15 protein-coding genes are annotated in these 19,623 nt (G+C 50.6%); 6 read left to right on the top strand and 9 right to left on the bottom strand.

Annotation, left to right across the window (positions count from 1 at the left end):
- Window positions 1-155: 155 nt before the first annotated feature.
- Genes ABXS88_RS11000 through ABXS88_RS10990 form a run of 3 tightly spaced genes read left to right on the top strand, consistent with a single transcriptional unit; the run spans window position 156 to window position 4,370 of the window.
- Window positions 156-1,667: a hypothetical protein gene (locus ABXS88_RS11000; protein ID WP_353672093.1), complete on the top strand. Its 1,512-nt coding sequence runs from the start codon at window positions 156-158 to the stop codon at window positions 1,665-1,667.
- Window positions 1,668-1,669: 2 nt separating this feature from the next.
- Window positions 1,670-2,521 (top strand): RDD family protein, encoded by an 852-nt coding sequence (locus tag ABXS88_RS10995; RefSeq protein ID WP_353672092.1) that lies wholly within the window; start codon window positions 1,670-1,672, stop codon window positions 2,519-2,521.
- Window positions 2,522-2,543: 22 nt separating this feature from the next.
- Entirely contained in the window at window positions 2,544-4,370 is a 1,827-nt protein-coding gene (locus ABXS88_RS10990; RefSeq protein ID WP_353672091.1) for an ABC transporter ATP-binding protein, read from the top strand.
- A 19-nt stretch (window positions 4,371-4,389) separates the two neighbouring features.
- Here ABXS88_RS10990 and alaS read toward each other — a convergent pair whose 3' ends face one another.
- Window positions 4,390-7,020: an alanine--tRNA ligase gene (gene alaS, locus ABXS88_RS10985; RefSeq protein ID WP_353672090.1), complete on the bottom strand. Its 2,631-nt coding sequence runs from the start codon at window positions 7,018-7,020 to the stop codon at window positions 4,390-4,392.
- Window positions 7,021-7,235: 215 nt separating this feature from the next.
- Between alaS and gdhA the strand changes: the two genes are divergently transcribed.
- Complete coding sequence (gdhA, locus tag ABXS88_RS10980; RefSeq protein ID WP_353672089.1) at window positions 7,236-8,525, top strand: NADP-specific glutamate dehydrogenase; 1,290 nt, start codon at window positions 7,236-7,238, stop codon at window positions 8,523-8,525.
- On the opposite strand, the gene ABXS88_RS10975 is transcribed toward gdhA, so the two are convergent.
- A complete protein-coding gene (locus ABXS88_RS10975; RefSeq protein WP_353672088.1) occupies window positions 8,515-8,655 on the bottom strand; it encodes a hypothetical protein in 141 nt (46 codons plus the stop codon). The two genes, gdhA and ABXS88_RS10975, sit on opposite strands and share 11 nt — an antisense overlap.
- A gap of 48 nt (window positions 8,656-8,703) precedes the next feature.
- Between ABXS88_RS10975 and ABXS88_RS10970 the strand changes: the two genes are divergently transcribed.
- Window positions 8,704-9,522, top strand: coding sequence for a Cof-type HAD-IIB family hydrolase (locus tag ABXS88_RS10970; protein WP_353672087.1), 819 nt, complete (start codon window positions 8,704-8,706; stop codon window positions 9,520-9,522).
- 77 nt (window positions 9,523-9,599) lie between these two features.
- Here ABXS88_RS10970 and ABXS88_RS10965 read toward each other — a convergent pair whose 3' ends face one another.
- Together ABXS88_RS10965 and ABXS88_RS10960 are read right to left on the bottom strand one after the other, a co-directional pair.
- Window positions 9,600-9,998: a DUF309 domain-containing protein gene (locus ABXS88_RS10965; protein ID WP_353672086.1), complete on the bottom strand. Its 399-nt coding sequence runs from the start codon at window positions 9,996-9,998 to the stop codon at window positions 9,600-9,602.
- Window positions 9,998-10,357 carry a ferredoxin-thioredoxin reductase catalytic domain-containing protein gene (locus ABXS88_RS10960; protein ID WP_353672085.1) on the bottom strand — a complete coding sequence of 120 codons (360 nt, stop codon included), beginning with the start codon at window positions 10,355-10,357 and terminating at the stop codon, window positions 9,998-10,000. Before ABXS88_RS10960 ends, ABXS88_RS10965 begins: the two co-directional genes overlap by 1 nt.
- Before the next feature lie 274 nt (window positions 10,358-10,631).
- Here ABXS88_RS10960 and ABXS88_RS10955 point away from each other — a divergent pair, with 274 nt between their 5' ends.
- On the top strand, window positions 10,632-12,062 hold the full coding sequence (locus tag ABXS88_RS10955; RefSeq protein ID WP_353672084.1) for a deoxyribodipyrimidine photo-lyase: 1,431 nt from the start codon (window positions 10,632-10,634) through the stop codon (window positions 12,060-12,062).
- 21 nt (window positions 12,063-12,083) lie between these two features.
- On the opposite strand, the gene ABXS88_RS10950 is transcribed toward ABXS88_RS10955, so the two are convergent.
- The 5 genes from ABXS88_RS10950 to ABXS88_RS10930 form a co-directional block, all read right to left on the bottom strand.
- Window positions 12,084-12,641 (bottom strand): PepSY domain-containing protein, encoded by a 558-nt coding sequence (locus tag ABXS88_RS10950; protein WP_353672083.1) that lies wholly within the window; start codon window positions 12,639-12,641, stop codon window positions 12,084-12,086.
- A 72-nt stretch (window positions 12,642-12,713) separates the two neighbouring features.
- Window positions 12,714-12,968, bottom strand: a complete 255-nt coding sequence (locus ABXS88_RS10945) for a hypothetical protein (RefSeq protein WP_353672082.1) — start codon at window positions 12,966-12,968, stop codon at window positions 12,714-12,716.
- 129 nt (window positions 12,969-13,097) lie between these two features.
- The gene (locus ABXS88_RS10940) at window positions 13,098-17,261 is read right to left on the bottom strand and encodes a cadherin-like domain-containing protein (protein WP_353672081.1); all 4,164 of its coding nucleotides are present in this window, start codon (window positions 17,259-17,261) and stop codon (window positions 13,098-13,100) included.
- 242 nt (window positions 17,262-17,503) lie between these two features.
- The gene (locus tag ABXS88_RS10935; protein WP_353672080.1) at window positions 17,504-18,895 is read right to left on the bottom strand and encodes a HAMP domain-containing sensor histidine kinase; all 1,392 of its coding nucleotides are present in this window, start codon (window positions 18,893-18,895) and stop codon (window positions 17,504-17,506) included.
- Window positions 18,861-19,538, bottom strand: a complete 678-nt coding sequence (locus ABXS88_RS10930; RefSeq protein ID WP_353672079.1) for a response regulator transcription factor — start codon at window positions 19,536-19,538, stop codon at window positions 18,861-18,863. The genes ABXS88_RS10935 and ABXS88_RS10930 overlap by 35 nt, the downstream gene beginning before the upstream one ends.
- Between the last annotated feature and the right edge of the window lie 85 nt (window positions 19,539-19,623).

The raw sequence follows: 19,623 nt of genomic DNA, 5'->3' as shown, positions 1-19,623 counted from the left end.
AAGAGTTACTCTATCTTATCGGGCATTGGCTTTTGCGCAAAGTCAATATTTTCCGTTAGCGAGTTCCTGGTTTGTCCTAGAAAAATTCCCTCCGTAACCCGCCTAAAATGGTGACGTAGCCAGATATCTAGGATCCGTCGGACCGCTTCCAGCCCATGGTCAATAAGCCCTCTGTCTCTCCTCGTCAGCCCACGCGCCTTGCCGTTCCCCTCTGGTTTGAACGGGGCCTGGCCCTGCTGGTGTTGGTCAACTATTTGTTAGTTTTATTTGACCTAAGCTACATTCCTCTGCGGGATTTTTGGCTCCAGGGCCGCGTCCAAATTACCTTCAAAATTGGCCCTTGGGAAAAGGAGATCCCCAATCCACCTCTCCGCATCCTGCCCATTTCCGTGGCCCCCGCCTACGACTGGGTCAAAGGCATTGAACCCTACCGCAGTACCGAAGCCTATTTGGCCTTAGTGGATCAGCTCACCGCTGAAATTGACCAACGGGCCCTAGAGGGAAATCCGGCCCGGCCCCAGACGGAGATCGACACCATCCTGGCCCAACTCCGGGAGCAAAGCCAACAAATGATTGCTGAAAATCCCTTCCAGGTTGCGAATAAAACGGGAACCCTAGAACGGATTAAGAATAAGATGCGTCTCCATGTTTTCGGCACCAAGGATGCTTCTGCAACGCAGGCCTTTGAGCGGTTTTGGAGCAAGGCCTATTTGCTGGAAAAGGGGTCTCGCCAGGAATTGAAGTTTTTTGATGAACAAATTCGTCCGTTAATCGCCAGTAATTACTTTCGGGCTATTGGTGAAAATGGCCAACCTGTGGATAATTTTCCCCTCCTAGATTTTCCTTTTTTCGTCATTTTCCTAGTCGATTTTCTGGTGCGGACTCGTCTGATCAGTCAACGCTATCGAGGGGTGAGCTGGTGGGATGCCATGCTGTGGCGTTGGTACGATGTTTTCTTGCTATTACCCGTATTCCGCTGGTTACGGATTATTCCTTTACTGATTCGACTAGATCAGGCCAGACTGATTAACTTAGCCCAAATTCGCGGTCAAGCGGTGCAGGGATTCGTGGCCATTATTGCCGAAGAAATGACTGAAGTGATCATCATCCGATTGATTAGTCAGATTCAGCAACTGATTCAACAGGGCCAGTTGCGACAATGGCTATGGCAAGAGGGAACCAGGGCCTACATTGACCTCAATAATCGCAATGAAATCGTTGACATCAGCCGTATTTTGGGGACGATGATGGTGGAAAAAGTTCTACCGAGTTTAACCCCAGATGTGGAAACTTGGCTGGTCTATAATCTCCAGCAAGCTTGCCAACAAATCCCGACCTACAAGACCCTTCAGCATTGGCCCGGTATGAGAGAAATACAGACCCAAGTCCTTGGCCAACTGGTCAATAATATTTATCAGCAGCTTATCTTGGCTCTCCAGGGCCTCCTGCAGGAAGACCCCCAAGCGGAGCAACTCTTGGCTCAAATTGGCACCACCTTTAACCAAAGCCTAAACCGAGAACTCCAGGCGGCCCATAACCTCGAAAAAATAGAGCAGCTCTTGGTGGAATTCCTAGAAGAATTCAAGCTCAACTATATCCAAAAGCTTTCGGAAACAGACATTGAGCGTATTCTAGAAGAAACGCGCACCCTTAAACAGGCCCGTTAGCCATGGCTCTTTTTAATCGTTACACCCTGCAAACCCCGGAAAGTGTGGAACTAGATTTTCGCCTGGCGGGTATTGGCAATCGACTCTATGCCCTGCTCCTCGATTACCTCTTTCTTGGGGTCATGATCATTGCCCTGATGCTGGTCTGGTTGATTTGTTTTTTTGCTCTAGAGGATTGGTTCAGTGGCATTGCCGGCTGGGAATTGTGGTTGTTTGCCATCCAATTACTCCTCCTGTTTGCCCTCTACGTCGGCTATTTCGTCTGTTTTGAAACCCTTTGGCAGGGCCAAACCCCCGGTAAGCGCTGGGTGAAAATTCGAGTCATTCGGGATGATGGCCGTCCCATCGGCCTGGCCCAAGCTACCCTGCGGGCCCTCCTGCGGCCCATTGATGACCTGCTCTACATCGGCATGTTTTTTATTATTTTTAGTCGTCAAGAAAAACGCATTGGTGATTGGCTGGCGGGAACCTTGGTGATTGAGGAAACTACTGTTCCTCGCCGTCAGCAATCCCCCAAATTACTCGCAACCCTAGAACGGGCCCGACCCCTGGCCCAACGCTTGCAGATTCACAGTAACCTGGGGCAGTTATCCCCTGAACAATTGGCCATTGTGCGTCAGTACTTGCTTAATCGCCGAGAAATGCTGGCAACAGCCCGCCAGAATATTAGTCAGAAACTCCAGACCCAGGTGCAGGAAATTATCCAATTTAGTCAATTTTCCCCGGATTTAGCGCCAGATCTGTTTCTAGAGGCCGTTTATTTGGCCTACGAAGACCTGCCCACTCCGGAACCGCGTCTCGCGTCTCCTCCCCCTCCAGCGCTGGAGAGTCCAGAAGATCCGCTACAATTTTGAGATTCTTTTGTCCTAAACCGCGATGGCTGACTTAATTCTAGAGGTGCGTCACTTACAGGTGGAATTTGGCCCCCCCGGCCAGCGGTTAGCGGCGGTCAAGGGCATTGATTTTCAGCTACAAAGGGGCCAGGTACTGGGTTTAGTGGGGGAATCGGGTTCCGGCAAATCCGTGACGGCCCTGGCCCTGATGGGCTTGGTCCCGGCTCCTGGCCGAGTGCTACCCACCAGTGAGATTTGGTTTGCGGGCAAGGCCGACCGGCCGACCGTCAACCTTGTCACCCTAGCGGAAGCCGAGCGAAGACGCTATCGCGGCGGCCAAATGGCCATGATTTTCCAAGAGCCGATGAGTTCCCTCAATCCGGTCTATAGCATTGGTTTTCAAATTATTGAAGCCATTCGTCTGCACCAACAAGTAACGGCTGAGCAGGCCCAAAACCAGGCTATGGCCCTCCTACAGGAAGTCCAGGTATTGCCTAGAGACGAGGCCCTGGAAGCGGAATTTTTGGCCCTGGGGCCCCACGATGCCGGTTCCGTCCTGATTAAGCTCAAGCGTTATATTCGCCAACGCAAGCTGGCCCTTTTGAAGCGCTATCCCCACGAATTATCCGGGGGCCAACTCCAGCGGGTGATGATCGCCATGGCCATTGCCAGTAATCCGACCCTGCTGATTGCTGATGAACCCACCACGGCCCTGGATGTGACGGTTCAGGCCGAGATTTTACGCCTACTACGGGATCTGTGTAAAACCCATCGAGACATGTCCTTGGTCTTTATTTCCCATGACCTGGGGGTGATCAACGAAATTGCTGACCAGGTTGCCGTCATGTACCAGGGCCAGATCGTAGAGCAGGGGGAAAAAGACCAGATTCTCCACCATCCCCAGCATCCCTACAGTCAAGGCCTTTTGGCCTGTCGTCCCCGTCTGCAACCCCAATTGGCCCAACTACCCACGGTGGCAGATTTTTTAGGAAGCCCAGCAGAGCCCCCGGCCTCCATTCTAGTTACCCCCGAAGCTGAACAAACCCGACTCCAGGGCCTAATGGCCCAACCGCCCTTGCTCCAAGTCGAGGCCCTGACGGTGGAATTTGGCCGGGCCAGACTAGGGGGGCAGTCCCGCAAATTTAAGGCCCTAGACCAGATTTCCTTTCAGGTCTATCCAGGAGAAACTCTTGGCTTGGTGGGGGAATCGGGGTGCGGTAAATCAACCCTAGCGAGAACCCTTTTGCGCTTGATTACGCCCCGCTCCGGCCGCATTTGGTTTGACCAACAGGAATTAACGGCCCTGGCCCGGCGTTCGGCTCGCTTGCGTCACCTGCGTCGAGAGATGCAAATTATTTTTCAAAATCCCTACAGTTCCCTGAATCCGCGTCTGAGCATTGGCCAGGCCATCCAGGAACCGATGCAGATCCATCAGGTTGGTGGACCAAAACAACAACGTCAGCGGGTGGCAGAGCTATTGGAACGGGTGGGCCTCGACCCCGCTTGGTTCCATCGCTATCCCCACGAACTATCGGGGGGCCAACGTCAACGGGTTTGCATTGCTCGGGCCCTGGCCCTGAATCCTCGTTTCATTATTTGTGATGAATCAGTGTCGGCCCTAGATGTTTCGGTACAGGCCCAGGTGCTCAACCTCCTCAAAGACCTCCAGCGGGAGCGGCAACTCACCTACATTTTTATTTCCCACGACTTGAGTGTGGTGCGGTTTATGAGCGACCGCATTATGGTCATGAATCGAGGCCAATTAGCCGAGGCCATTGCCCCGGCCCAGGACATCATCACGGCCCCCCAGAGTGCTTACACCCAGAAGCTGATTGCGTCTATTCCCCAATTCCCCGACCCCGTTGTCTGAGCCAAGGGCCGGGTTTTGACTATTGCAGGGCCTGACGAAGTTCCTGCTGGGCCACTTTCAGCGCTTCTGGTAATTGACTGGGGTTCCGGCCACCGGCCTGGGCCAGATTGGGCCGGCCCCCACCGCCCCCACCGCAGAGTTTGGCAATTTGGCCGATGAATTTGCCCGCCTGGAGCTTTTTCTCCTTGACCAATTGGGGACTAAAGGCCGCCACCAGACTGACCTTATCCGCTTCCGGCACAGAACCCAGCACCACGGCCCCTTCTCCGAGTTTTTGCTGAAGACGTTCGGCGGCGGTTTTAAGGGATTCGGCATCAACATTGCCCAGGTCGGCAACCAATAATTTAAAGCTTCCCAGGGCCTCAGCCTGGCTCAGTAATTGCTCCGATTTCACCAGGGCCAGTTCCTGTTTCACTCGTTCCAGTTCTTTTTGATTTTGTTTGAGTTCCTGTTGCAGGGCCGTGATCCGTTCCGGAATTTCTTCCGGTTTGGCCTTGAGACGATCACTTAGGTCTTTAACCACCTGTTCCCGCACATTGAGGTAAGCCAGTACTGACGGGCCGGCCACCGCTTCGATGCGACGCACCCCCGCAGAAATGCCTGCTTCCGAGACAATTTTGAACAGGCCAATTTCCGCCGTATTGCGGACATGGGTTCCACCGCAGAGTTCCATGGAAACACCGGGAACATCAATCACCCGCACTTCCGCACCGTACTTTTCCCCAAACATGGCAATGGCCCCCTTGGCCTTGGCCGCTTCAATGGACATAACGGCGATCTGGGTGTCGTGGGTCTCGGCAATCCAGGTATTGATTAAATCCTCGATCTGCTGAAGTTCTGCACTGGTGATGGCCCGGGGACAATTAAAGTCAAAGCGCAGTCGATTAAAGTCCACCAGGGAACCGGCCTGGGAAATATTATCATCGACGACTTTTTTTAGGGCCGATTGCAGGAGGTGGGTGGCGGTATGGTTGGCCTGGGCCCGCCGCCGACAAGCCCGGTCAATGGTAGCCGTTACCGTTTGGCCCTGGAAGACTCGGCCCCGTTCGACCCGGCCAAAGTGGACAAAAATCCCCGATTCTTTTTTAACATCTTCAACGCGGATGACTAAGTTATCGCCACTGAGATAACCCCGGTCGCCAATTTGGCCCCCAGATTCGGCGTAGAAGGGGGTCTGATCCAGAATGATTTGCACCAGCGTGCCAGCTTCGGCCTCGTCTTCTAGTTTGCCGTTGACCAAAACCCCGACCACTTGAGCTTCGCTCTGGGCCTGGTGATAACCGATAAAGGTGGTGGGATGGATATGCTCTGCCAGTTTATCTAAACTACCCTGGACGGTTAGATCAATGGTTTCATGGGCCGCCTTAGAGCGTTCCTGTTGTTGTTTCATCTCTGCTTCAAAGCCAGCTACGTCAACAGTCAGGCCCTGTTCTTCGGCAATTTCCTGGGTTAATTCCAAGGGGAAGCCGTAGGTGTCGTAGAGGGTAAAGGCATCTGCCCCCGAAATTTGACCCTGGGCCTGGCCCATGACTTCAGCGAGTAATTTTTCGCCCCGTTCCAAGGTCTTGAGGAAGGCCTGTTCCTCCCGTTGTAATTCCTGCTGAATGGCCGTTTGTCGTTGCCGCACATTGGGATAAACCGCTTCGGCCAACTGCATGGCCGTTTCTAGAACGGGCAGGGTAAATTCCCCCTCAATACCAATTAAGCGGCCATGACGCACCACGCGACGAATTAGACGCCGGAGGACGTAGCCCCGGCCAATGTTAGAGGCAGTAATGCCATCAGCCATCATGTGCATCACGGAACGAACATGGTCGCCAATCACCTTGAGGGAAACCTTGGTTTTTTCGTCTGCTTGAGCATAATCAATGCCAGCGAGCTGGGCCGCGGTTTGAATAATGGGAAAAATTAAATCGGTTTCGTAGTTGTTGGGAACTTGCTGGAGGATTTGGGCCATGCGCTCTAGGCCCATGCCGGTATCAATATTTTGCTTTTGTAGGGGACTCAGATTACCCTCGGCATCGCGGTTGTACTGCATGAAGACGAGGTTATAAAATTCGATAAAGCGGCTGTCGTCTTCGAGATCAATGTGAGCATCCCCCAGTTCTGGCTTGAAGTCGTAGTAAATTTCCGAGCAAGGCCCACAGGGTCCCGTTGGCCCCGACACCCAAAAATTATCATCGGCCCCCATGCGTTGAATGCGGTGGGGCGCAATGCCGATCTCGTCGCGCCAGAGGGCAAAGGCCTCGTCATCTTCTTCAAACACACTGACGATTAAGCGATTTTCGGGCAGGCCAAAAACTTGAGTTGAAAGTTCCCAGGCCCAGGTAATGGCTTGTTTTTTGAAATAATCACCAAAGCTGAAATTGCCCAGCATCTCAAAAAAGGTGTGGTGGCGAGCCGTGCGACCGACGTTTTCAATATCGTTGGTACGGATACATTTCTGGGACGTCGTGGCTCGGGGGAAATCCGGCGCTTGCTGGCCGAGGAAAATGGGCTTGAAGGGCAACATCCCGGCAATGGTTAAGAGAACGGTTGGATCTTCGGGAACGAGAGAAGCACTAGGCAAAATTTGATGCTGGCACTCGGCAAAAAAGGTTAAAAATTTCTGGCGAATTTCGTTACCGCTGAGGACGGGGGGCGTGGTCATAGTCGAGAAAAACAGAGTTAACGGTCGCTGAGAGGCTCGTTCCATTTTAAAGGGCCTGGTGGACTTCTTCCGGCCGGGGAGAGCAAGAAGACATCAGGGCCAGGACTAAAAATGTAGCTGTTTATACTAAAAAATGGTCTAATGGAAATAGAAAACCTTAAATATTGCCATCGGAAAGCGGATGAGCCGCCCTGGGGCAAAGGAGCGTAACGGCGATGTCTGGAAGTTTATTTGCCGATGCGAGTAAGCGTTTAGAAAAGGCTTTAAAGTACGTAGCCATTTCCGAAGATGCGGGTGAACGGTTAAAGTATCCGAAAAATAGCCTCAGTGTTTCGATTCCGGTGCGGATGGATGATGGTTCCCTGCGAATTTTCCAGGGTTATCGTGTCCGCTACGATGACACCCGTGGCCCAGGTAAGGGCGGTGTTCGTTACCATCCCAAGGTGAGTTTGGATGAAGTACAGTCCTTGGCCTTTTGGATGACTTTCAAGTGTGCCTTGTTAAACTTACCCTTCGGTGGGGCCAAGGGAGGTATTACCCTTAATCCCAAGGCCCTGACTAAGGCCGAACTCGAGCGGTTGAGCCGGGGTTACATTGAGGCCATTGCGGACTTCATTGGGCCAGATATTGATATTTTGGCCCCAGATGTCTACACCAATGAGATGATCATGGGCTGGATGATGGATCAATACAGCATTATTCAGCGCAAAATTAGCCCAGGGGTGGTGACGGGCAAACCGGTGACGATGGGGGGTAGTGTGGGCCGTAACACGGCCACAGGAACAGGGGCCTTTTATCTCCTCCAGGCAATGCTGCCCAAGTTTGAGCAGTATCCCAGTAATACGACCCTAGCAGTACAGGGTTTTGGCAATGCCGGTATGGTGGTGGCGGAGTTGCTTTACCAGGCCGGCTACAAGGTGCTTGCTATCAGTGATTCCCAGGGCGGCATTTACAATGAACAGGGCCTAAACATCCCGGAGATTATTCAGCACAAACGGGAGCATCGTTCCCTGGCGGGGATGTATTGCGATGAAACCGTGTGTAACCTGGGGGACAATCTCCAGATTAGTAACGAAGACCTGTTAGCCTTACCGGTGGATGTCCTGATTCCGGCGGCCCTAGAAAACCAAATTACAGCAGCCAATGCCAAGCAGGTGCAAGCCCGCTATATTTTTGAGGTGGCTAATGGGCCCACCACCTCCGAGGCGGATGCCATTTTAGCGGCCAGAGGGATTCCCGTTTTCCCCGATATTTTGGTCAATGCCGGGGGCGTTACGGTGAGTTACTTTGAATGGGTGCAGAATCGCAGTGGCCTCTACTGGAGTGTGGCCGAAGTCAATGAGCGCCTACAAACCCGTCTAGTCGCCGAAGCAGAATCGGTATGGCGGATTGCCCAGGAATTTGGGGTTTCCCTCCGCACGGCTGCCTATATCCAGGCCCTGAATCGCCTAGGAGAAGCGCTAGATGCCAAAGGCACTCGGGATTACTATGCCTCTAAGGCCTAAAACGACTTAAGAGAATAGCCCGTTCCAGTTCCAGGCCTCGGTTCTGTAGGGCTTCCCACTCTGCCCGACGCACGGTGATGAAGGCTCGGGCCAGGCTTAAGGTTTTATGACGACAGGGGGCCTTCCCCAAACTCTTTCCTCACGTTACTTTAGGGGGGTAGTGCTGGCGGGGAGAGTCATGGCCATTAAATTGCTGGTGTTAGATATTGATGGAACCATTGCGGGCGAGTCCAATCACATTCGTCCCAAGGTCAAGGATGCGATCCGCAAAGTCCAAGCCAAGGGCATTGCCGTCACCCTTGCCACCGGCAGAATGTACCATTCCGCTTTGCCTTTCCACCAGGCCATTGCCTCCACGTTTCCCCTGATTGCCTATAATGGCGCTTGGACAAAGGCCCCCCAACAAGACCAACTATTGCGGGAGTTTGCCCTGCCCACGACCCTGGCCCTAGAGATTTTGGACTATTTTGAACAAGCGGGCCTGCGGCAAAAATTAGAAGTCCATTGCTACCACCAAGACCAGCTCTACGTGCGCGAAATTACCCCAGAAACCGAGCGCTACGTGGCCCGTTCCGGTGTCCAGCCCCATGCCGTCGGTGACCTGCGACCAATTATTGAGAAATCAACGATTAAGCTGTTGGCCATTAGCCCCCAGGTGGGTCTGATCCAGGCCCTGATCACCGATCTGCACCAGCGTTATGCGACCCACGACGTCCACCTGACCCAATCGACGGAAATTTACTTTGAAATCACCCATGCCAAAGCGAATAAAGGCCTAGCGGTTCAGCATCTGGCCGAAGATTACCTGGGCCTCCAACCGGAGCAAGTGATGGCCATTGGCGACAATTTTAATGATCTGGAAATGCTTCGTTATGCCGGTCTAAGCGTAGCCATGGGTAATGCCCCGGAACCCGTCCAGGCCGTTGCTGACTGGATTACCGATGATGTGGAAGCGGATGGTGTGGCCCTGGCCTTGGAAAAATTCCTTCTGGCCTAGAAAAGCGACTGGCCCCATCTGTTCTCTCCCTGGCAAGAGGGGAGCTGTAGGCGGAGGGGTAAACAGGAGGATGGGGATTAGCTATCTGGCCCGACGACCAGGGTGAGTATCGGCAGGGGTTGTTCTCCCGACAAGACCTGTTGCTCCCAAAAGGTTGCAACTTGCTCAGGGGTAATGGCCTGGAGGGCCGTCAGCAGAGCAAAACTTTGTTCCATCAGGGCCGTAATCTGAACCCCTTGGTACTGGGGTTGGAAGGTCTGGAGTCGTCGAATCCCTTCCCCTAGTAAAATAACGGCTCCTTGCCAGTTGAGGTTTTGCAGATGATAGCAACCAACAGCAATCTGCAAAATGCCTTGGTAGAAATTTTTTTCCGTCGGCTCGGCCTCTAGCCAAATAGCCTCTAGAATGTCGTGGCAGGCGTAGAATTCTCGTTGATTAAATTCCGCAACGGCCAGGGCCAGGCTCGGTAGGGACATTAGGCGCTCATGCTGGCCTTGACTTCCGACAGTAGTTCCATGGAAATATTTTGTTCCTGGCCAGCGAAGTCGTTATCCGGCGTTAAAAAGAGCATACAGTGGCATTCCTTGCGCTCCCGCATCGGCACACAGGGGCAATTCCAAAAGGTATTTTTAACCTCGGCTTCCTTGTCTTCGTAGTGGCGACAGGGACAGAGGGGCGACCCGAGTTCTTCCTTGTGGCGCGCTAATCCTTCAATTACCACCGCCGTTACCGACAGATCACTACAAAAATAGGTATTCGTCCGTTTAGCATACTGCTCAGCAAAATGCTTCATGGCCTCTAGGTTTTTATTGCTGTCGGAGGGAACGCTGGTCATAGGATTAGAAAAGGCAGAAGAACGATATAGGCGCTTTAAGCCTGGGACTTTCGGAAAATACCGATTTGTTTATCTTGCCACACTTTGCTAGCGAACGTCGTCATCGGGGAGGGGTTGTACCGATTTCAACCCGGACGAGATGGTCAAGAACACCTTATATCGGCCTCGACTTGAAAATCGCTCCTGGAAAAACTAGCAGAATTCTAGGGCCATTGCCCATAATCAGTATGCTTCTCTGGAAAATCCATGTTAGTCTTTCGTTTTTGAATTTTTTATGAGTCATCCGTTGGTTTTATTTTGGCATCGTCGGGATCTCCGACTGATGGATCACCTGGGCCTGAGTCAAGTGCGAGAGAAGAGTGCCCGGATTGTGGGCCTTTTTTGCTTGGATCCCCAAATTCTACGGGCCGCCGATATGGCACCAGCTCGGATGGCCTATTTCCTGGGCTGTTTGGCCGATTTAGAACAGCATTATCAGGCCCTGGGCAGTCAACTGCTGATCTTTCAGGGAGATCCCACCGAAGTGATTCCCCGAGTCGCAGAAAAACTAGGGGCCAAAATAGTGGCCTGGGGCCTGGATGTTGAACCCTACGCCCAACAGCGAGACCAACAGGTGGCCACGGCCCTGAGAAGTCGGGGGATTGCGCTAGAAACAGTCTGGGATCAACTCCTGCACCACCCTGGGGCCATCCTTTCCCAAGCGGGCCAACCCTACAGCGTCTACACCCCCTTTTGGAAGAATTGGTCGCAAAAAGACAAGGCTACCGTAGCGCCAGCACTCTCATCCTTAGTTGGTCTAGAAACCGAAGACAAGGAACAATTAGAAGCTTTGAAGCCAATCCCCCTGCCGACCCTGGCTGACCTGGGGTTCACTTGGGATAATCCCCTCCCCCTGGCCCCCGGAGAAAGCGCCGCCCGTGAGCGCCTAGACTGGTTTGTTGACCAGGCCCTGGCTAACTACCAGCAAAATCGCAATTTTCCGGCCCTGGATGGAACCTCTCAACTCAGTGCCGCCTTAAAATTTGGCGTGATCGGTATTCGTACCCTCTGGCAGGCCACCTTGGAAGCCTTGGCCCATAGTCGCAGTGAAGAGGAAACTGCTAGTATCCAAACCTGGCAACAGGAACTGGCCTGGCGGGAGTTTTATCAGCATTGTCTCTACTTCTTCCCTCGTCTGGCCCTGGGCCCCTACCGGGAGCCGTTCCATCATTTTGTTTGGGAGGATAATCCGGAGCATTTCCAGGCCTGGTGTGAGGGCCGGACAGGTTTTCCCATCGTGGATGCGGCGATGCGGCAGTTAAACCAAACGGGTTGGATGCACAACCGTTGTCGCATGATCGTAGCCAGTTTTTTAACCAAGGATTTAATCCTTAATTGGCAGCAAGGGGAATTGTATTTTATGCAAACCCTCTACGATGGTGACTTGGCCGCGAATAACGGGGGGTGGCAGTGGAGCGCCTCCAGTGGTATGGATCCCAAGCCTTTGCGGATTTTTAACCCCATGACCCAGGCCCAAAAGTTCGACCCAGAAGGTGAATATATTCGTCGCTGGTTACCGGAGTTGGCTAGCTGCGATACATCAGAATTGTTAACAGGAAAAATATCTGATTATCAGCGACGGCGATTGGGCTATGTTCCCGCCATTGTCGATCACAATCAACAGCAAAAGGAGTTTAAACGTCGCTACCAGACCTTAAAATCCTAGTCAACAAAGACTCGACTGTTTTCAACGGGAAAAACTCGGCCATTGACGCAGAACACCTAGCATTTGCAGGCCTGTGATAATGAGAGCCAATAGACTAAGACCTAAGCCCAGAACATAAAAAGGTTTGAGAGCAGAACCGAGGTAGGCCCCTTGGTGGATGACCAGGAGGATTTCAGCAGATTCCTCTGAAACCCCAAACCAATTCACCCCAAGGCGATAGGCAATACCCGTTAGTAGGGAGATCAATAACGGTAGAGCGGCAGCTAGGGCAACCATGTAATGGTAACGCCGCCAATTCTGGGTTGGGTGATTTCTTGATAGGGCACGCCGTTTCCGAAAAACGACCAATCCCGTAATCAGCAACCCCAACAGTCCTAGCCCCATGAGCAAAACATAGAAAGGGACTAAACCGTCTCCTAAAAATCGTCCCTCATGGAGAGACATCATCAATTCTCCAAATTCATCATCAAGGCCAAACCAGCTTCGGCCAAGACGATAGGCCAGCCCAGAAACAGCCGTTAAGAGTAACGGTATCAGGAGAATAGGGGCAATTTTACGATGTATTTTGCTGAAATTCATTGCTGGTTAGCTACCTGAAAGTGTGGACGAGAGACTCAATGTTTTAGTCTTGGGAAAAATATCTATCAAGGTCTAGGAGTTTTTCGAAGACGGTTTTTTGTGGTCATCATCCTGATCATTTTTACCATGCTCATCCTTATCATCATTATCGTCACGACTAGAAGCCACTCGGGCATCCTGAGTTCCTAGATGAAGGTGGGACGTCGCTAACGCAGAGTGTTCCCTAGAAGAAGTGGATTGAGGGGAGGCCTGGGCAATGCTTCCGGCACTGATAAGCAGCGTTGCCATCCCAAGGCCAAAGTAACGGTTGAAAGTTTGATATATCATCGTCAATTTCCTCACAATATCTGAAGAGTTAAGCTCATTCTAGAGAAGAAATGTAAAAATCTCGGAAAGGTTGGCAAAGCTGAGTTAGCTTGGGGGTTGTTTAATTAGGAAACTAGTCCCTATCCCCATTTAGCCAAAGAAAAATTGAGCAGTATTGCTACTGTCCACACTGGTTCCACCAACCCCTAAATGAGCCGCCGTAAAGCCAGTTACCCCTTTGATGGTTTCCAGTAACGTTCCTGTACCAAATCCGGCATCACCAGCAATGCCATTTCCTAACCGTAATTGGGTATCGCTTCCTAAGACTTTGACATCAATAAAACTAATACCCGTAAAGGCTAGTTTATCAATGCCTTTCACAAATTGATTAATCACATCCGCACCATCTCCAATGGTATAACGAACCACATCGGCAACGCCATCATTAAGGCCTAAATTGAGGGTATCGTTACCGGTTCCTCCAACTAAGAGGTCACTACCGCCGCCTCCTGTGAGGATATCATTACCGGCACCACCAAAAAGACTATCATTGCCAGCACCACCATCAAGCGTATTAGCAGCACCATTACCTGTAATGAAATTATCAAGCACATTACCCGTTCCTTTAATCGAGTTAGTTCCTACTAAAATCAAGTTTTCTACATTGGCTCCTAAGATGTAGGTAACGGAAGACTGAACTGTGTCAATTTCGGTGGCTAAGGTGGAGGTTTCTATGACCAAATCACCTGTGTTGTCAACAATATAGGTGTCGTTACCAGTTCCTCCAACTAAAGTATCGGCTCCTGTTCCTCCATCTAAAATATTTGCCGCATCATTCCCTGTGATTACATTTTTGAGAGCATTCCCTGTACCATTAATGGCGTCAATACCAGTTAAGACAAGATTTTCGACGTTGGCTCCGAGGGTGTAGGAAATAGAAGCCTGGACGGTATCTGTGCCTGCCTTGGCATTCTCAACAACAATGTCACCAGAATGATTAACAATATAGGTATCATTGCCAGCTAGGCCAATTAATGTATCGGCTCCTGTTGTCCCAGTCAGGGTATCAGCTTTGGAAGTACCAGTAAAAGTGTGAATGACTGGTGACAAGATAAACTGTTGAGTTGTGGGTAGGATACCACCATTGCCATCAATGACGTTATAGCTAAGGGCAACTGGGCCGTTGTAATTGCTGTTGGGATTAAATGTCCAAGTGCCATTGCCGTTATCTAATAGGCTACCGTTCGTGACTGTCAAAGCGGAAATAGACAGAGGATCACCATCAACATCGCTAAATCCTTGTAATAAAGCATTGGCGTTGATGAGATAGGGGGTATCTTCTATCCCAGAAACTAACGTTGCTGTAGGAGTACCGATGGGAGCATCATTAACAGCCGCGAGACTAAAGTTTTGGTTCGCAGCGAGAGTACCACCGTTACCATCAATAACGTTGTAGCTAAGGGCAACTGCGCCGTTGTAATTGCTGTTGGGATTAAATGTCCAAGTGCCATTGCCGTTATCTAATAGGCTACCGTTCGTGGCTGTCAAAGCAGTAATAGAGAGGGGATCACCATCAACATCGCTAAAGCCCTGTAATAAATCATTAGCGTTGATGAGATAGGGGGTATCTTCTGTCCCAGAAACTAATGTTGCCGCAGGAGTACCGATGGGAGCGTCATTAACGGCTGTGAGATTAAAGTTTTGATTGGCGGCGACACTGTCACCTTTACCATCAATGACGTTATAGCTAAGGGCAACTGCGCCGTTGTAATTGCTGTTGGGATTAAATGTCCAAGTACCATCACCGTTATTCACTAGGCTACCGTTTGTGGCGGTTAGACTATCCACCGTTAGATTGTCACCATCAGGGTCACTGAAGCCCTGTAACAGGTCAGCATTATTGATGACATAGGCGGTATCTTCTGTTCCATTACCTAAAATGGCGGTTGCAGTCCCAACGGGAGCATTGTTGACAGGAGTGACGGGAATCGGTTCTAAAACAAAAAGTTGATTTGCCGAGATACTGCCACCTTGACCATCAATGACAGTATAGGTAAGCTCTACAGGGCCACTGTAATTATTGTTATCTGGGGTGAATGTCCAGGTGCCATTTTGATTATCAATGAACGTACCAGCAACACTGGCTGCCAAATTAGTTACGGATAAAGTCCCACCGTCTGAATCGCTAAAACCCGCCAGTAAATCAGCGGCATTGAGAGTATAGGGGGAGCCTTCCGTTCCCTGAACTAAACTGGCGGTTGCTGTGCCAATGGGTGCTTGATTAATGTGGATACTCAGATCGGCAATTGACGTAGACTGAATACCATCGTTGATGCTGAGTAAATCTTGCCATTCTTGTTCAATGACGCCAATCCCTTTTCCATCGGCGATCGCATCAGACATACTCTTATTTCGATCAAAAATTTCCCGGAGAGGTTGAGGATAGTTGGCTTTAGTTAAGCCTGTAATATTCAGCCCCAGAATGGCTGCCAGATCATTGGCGTCGGCTAGATTCAGGGTTGTATCGTTGGCGGCAGCGTTGATAATAGCAGAGGTTAAATTCAAGCCCGTATCATCATCAGACAATGACGTAAGAATCGCTACTTGAACGGCCACCTTCTCCACCGCCAGGGCCTGGGCATTAGTTGGATTCATTTGTAAAATCCCGTAGGCATCATAGCTTTGCAATTTGATGTCAGCAGGAAGACCCAGAACCGTCTTGATCGCATTCACTGCCGTATTGGGGGATAAACCCAGATCAATGGCATCCTGTACTAGGGTCGTTAAGGGATTAATATTACTGGCTCCCAAGGGGGCTTTCAGTTGCAACAAGGTAACCACCAAATCGCCTTGCTTGGTTTGTAAAATGCTTTTGGGCGCACTCACCGGAGACTCGGTGATCGCCCCATTATCGGTATAGTTCGCAATGACCTGAATCAGATTACCTGTATCAGCCGATGTCACGGTATAGCTATTACTGTCAGCGCCGATATCGCTCCAGCTCAGACCATTGTCATTGGATGACTGCCATTGATAGCTAACAATCCCTGAAATTCCATCGGGATCACTCACCGTTGCGGTCAAAACATTCCCTGCCGACGCAACACCACTCAGAATCACAAAACCAGGGGTATTAGTCGGGGGCGGAGGAGGAGCCAAAACCGAAGTTAGGCCACCGATGGTAATGCTAAAAAGCCCATCATTGAACTTAGCCAATTCCACATTAACCAGCGTGTCGGTACCCTCAGCCGTAATACCCGTTTTGCTGTCGGTGATCGTGTAGGTGGCACTGGCGGCATTATAAACCAGGGTATATTCACTGCTCAGACCCGCAAAAACGGCGGTATCAGAGACCCCATCCCCCCCATCGAGGTAATCATTGCCGGCATCGCCTTTTAGCTGGTCATTACCACTACCGCCATAGCAGGAATCATTACCGGCACCCCCAACCACAATGTCATCCCCAGCCCCCGCATAGGCAATATCGTCGCCTCCTTGCAAATCAATGAATTCATCCTGGGCTGAACCAGTCACCACATCATTACTATTGGTCGTTGAGCCAGGCGGTGTAACACTCACAACCCCTGAACCCGGGGTATTTCCTGCCGAAAGATTAGAAATAAAAATACCACTATCGTAAATATGATCTCCTGTGTCCGCGATCGCGATTTTAATATGATTATTGATGCCACCCCCATGAATAGGCGCCACAATTTTCAATACATGGCTAACTCCGTCATATTCAATGGGCAAGGCATTGGTGGCATTGTCCTGAAAGTAACCCGCCGCTAAATTAGAACTAACAACGCTCAGGGGATGCAAGGGATCATGGTTAAACAGCGCATAGTTGACCCCATTCACCATTACGATCGCCGAATCAACAAAGGCATCCACCCATTCGGGATATTCATCAGAACCAAAAACAATATCAAAACTGATAGAAGTAGCCGTTGGATCCGTAACCGTAAAATCAAAAGCTAAGCTGGTTGCGTCGTAGGACTGGGTTAGAAAAACTGTATTTACAACGGCATTAATGTCCGCATCGCCGTTATCAAAACCACTGGTTGCACTATTATCATTGCCAAACCAACCGACTGTATTAGAAGTGCCTGGGGTTGTCCCTGAAGTCAATAGCAATCCTGAGCCGATACCGAGGGGAGTCAAGGAGCCATCATAAAAATTGACCGCATCCGGTGCTGATGCATTTAAGGTAATTGAATTTGGGGTAATAGTGATGCCTGAGTTGGCGGCTAAAAGGGCATCAGTCAGTAGAGAGTTATTGGTACCAGTGAAGGGAGAAAAAGGAGTAACCATAAAAGTAACCGTAGATAACGTTAGTTTGGAATAAGCTAAAGCTCTTGTGTTGCCATCGCTTTTGAACGAAGTGAGACAGATTAAAGCCTTGCCTCACAAAACAGTCCTTAAACCGAATTCACGTTAAAAGAAAACAGTTTAAGGTATTGAGCATAGTTGTCGGTTTCTTCGCAATGGCTGAAGAATTGAATTTATAGTAAGGAAGAAATGTAAAAATCTCGGAAAGGTCGGCTTTGGAGACATTAGCTCAGGGGCAATTTAATCTGGAAACTAGTCCCTACCCCCATTTCACTACGAACAATGATCTCGCCCCCGTGGCATTGCACAATGCTCTTGGCAATGGCTAAACCCAGGCCAGAACCAGCATTATCATGACGACGAGCTTGGTCGGCCCGCCAGAATCGCTTAAAAATGTGGGGTAATTGCTCAGGAGAAATACCAATTCCTGTGTCCTTGATCTCTGTGAAGGCATAGTTCCCTCGAACTTGTAAGGAAACAAAGATGCTGCCACCGGAGGGGGTATAGTGCAGAGCATTGGCTAAAAGATTAGTAAACAGGCGCTGGAGATGGGCGACATCCCCCCGAATCTCGACCGGAGACATGAGGTTAGTTTGTAGAGCAAGCTGGGCCTGTTCCGCTTGATCATGATAGAGGTCTACTAAATCTTCTAGGATTTCATCCAGAGCAACCCGTTGCCATCCCTGTTGGTCAGGAGCCTGTTGATCCATGCGGGCTAGGAGCAATAGCTCCTCGACTAATCGACTCATTTGGGTAGAGGCCTCGGCAACAGCCGCAAGTTTATCGACATCGGCAGCGTGAATACGTTCGGGATGGCTCTGCATCACTGCAATGGACGCCCGAATCGCGGTTAGGGGACTACGCAGTTCATGGGATGCGTCGGCAGTAAACTGTTGCAGTTGCTGAAAACTTTGGGTAATGGGCCTGAGAGCAACTCGGGTTAACCAGACCCCCCCCGCCATGGCCAGGCCTGAAACAGCCAATCCGCCCAGAACCAATCCCCAACGCAAACGACGTAATTCTGCTTCTAGGGCCAGGGTCGATTCCGTCACTCGTACATAACCCAACAGAGTCGCTTGACTGGCGATAGAGTCTCGGTATACAGGATGAATAAAACTCCGGGTACTGCCTTGCTGTTCCCATTGACCCGCTGGATCTACAAGCTTCGGTAACGGCGTTGATGGAAAAAGTCCTCCATCTCGGACTAATTGTTGTTGTTGGGCATCATACCATTCGACCCCCTGCTCTGCGGTCATTGAAGAGGTGCCAGGAGGCAAGGGGATAGCCGCTTCAGGGGAACGGTGCATTAATTCTGTCAAGGTTCGGGGCATGGAGACGGCGGCGGTGGAATGGGAAAAAGATTCCTCTTCCAGGTCAGTTTTGACTTCTTCGTATTCATGCTTGATCATTGCAAACAGACTGGCAGAACTATTCGCGGACTGGTGGAGATGCTGGTTAAATTGTTGATTACGTTCATGGGCCACCAGAGCATACACCGTTACAGAAAAGCCCCCTAGGATAGTGGCGATTACCAGTAAATAGGATGACAATAAACGCCGACGTAGCTGGCTAAAGCGCTGGTCAGAGATTGGGGTTAAGTCTATATCCCATGCCATAGACAGTTTCGATTAAATTAGCTGGGGCACCGGCTGCCTTGAGTTTCTGGCGTACACTGCGGAGATGAACCTTAACGGTTTCTTCTCCAGGGGTCTCTTCCCAGCCCCAGACGTGATCCAGAATGGCACTACGACTAAGTACCTGACTACCATGGCGAAGAAAGAGTTCAAGTAGGGCATACTCTTTGGGCGTGAGGGCCACAGGGCAATTGTCGTAAAAGACTTGACAATCACTGGGGACGAGTTTGACCCGCTCCCATTCCAGAATAGGGGAAAAGGTGATGGCCCCCCGACGCAATAGGGCCCGAATTCTCGCTAAAAGCTCTGGCAAATCAAAAGGCTTAATGACATAATCATCTGCTCCTGCATCTAGGCCAAGAACTTTATCTCGACTGGTATCTCGGGCTGTCAACATTAAAATGGGTGTCTTATCTCCCTGTTGTCGGAGGCAATGGCAAAGGGTGATGCCATCTAATTCCGGTAACATCACATCCAAAACAATTAAGTCAAAAGCGCCAGTTTGAGCTAGCTTTAAGCCTAGTTGTCCTTCCTGGGCCAGTTCTACGGTATATTTTTGATCCTTTAAGGCTTCGGCAATGGCCTGGGCAATACGCAGATCATCCTCTACCAGTAAAATTTTCATGCTCTGACTGTTATTTATACTGCAATTCTAGGTTGATTTCCCTAGAAACAAAATGTCCGTGACGGGGCTTTAACATTAAAGACTA

Source organism: Synechocystis sp. LKSZ1 (genome assembly GCF_040436315.1).
Taxonomy (GTDB): domain Bacteria; phylum Cyanobacteriota; class Cyanobacteriia; order Cyanobacteriales; family Microcystaceae; genus Synechocystis.
Note: the sequence above shows the minus strand (reverse complement) of the source record. Positions and strands in the feature narration are given on the sequence as shown.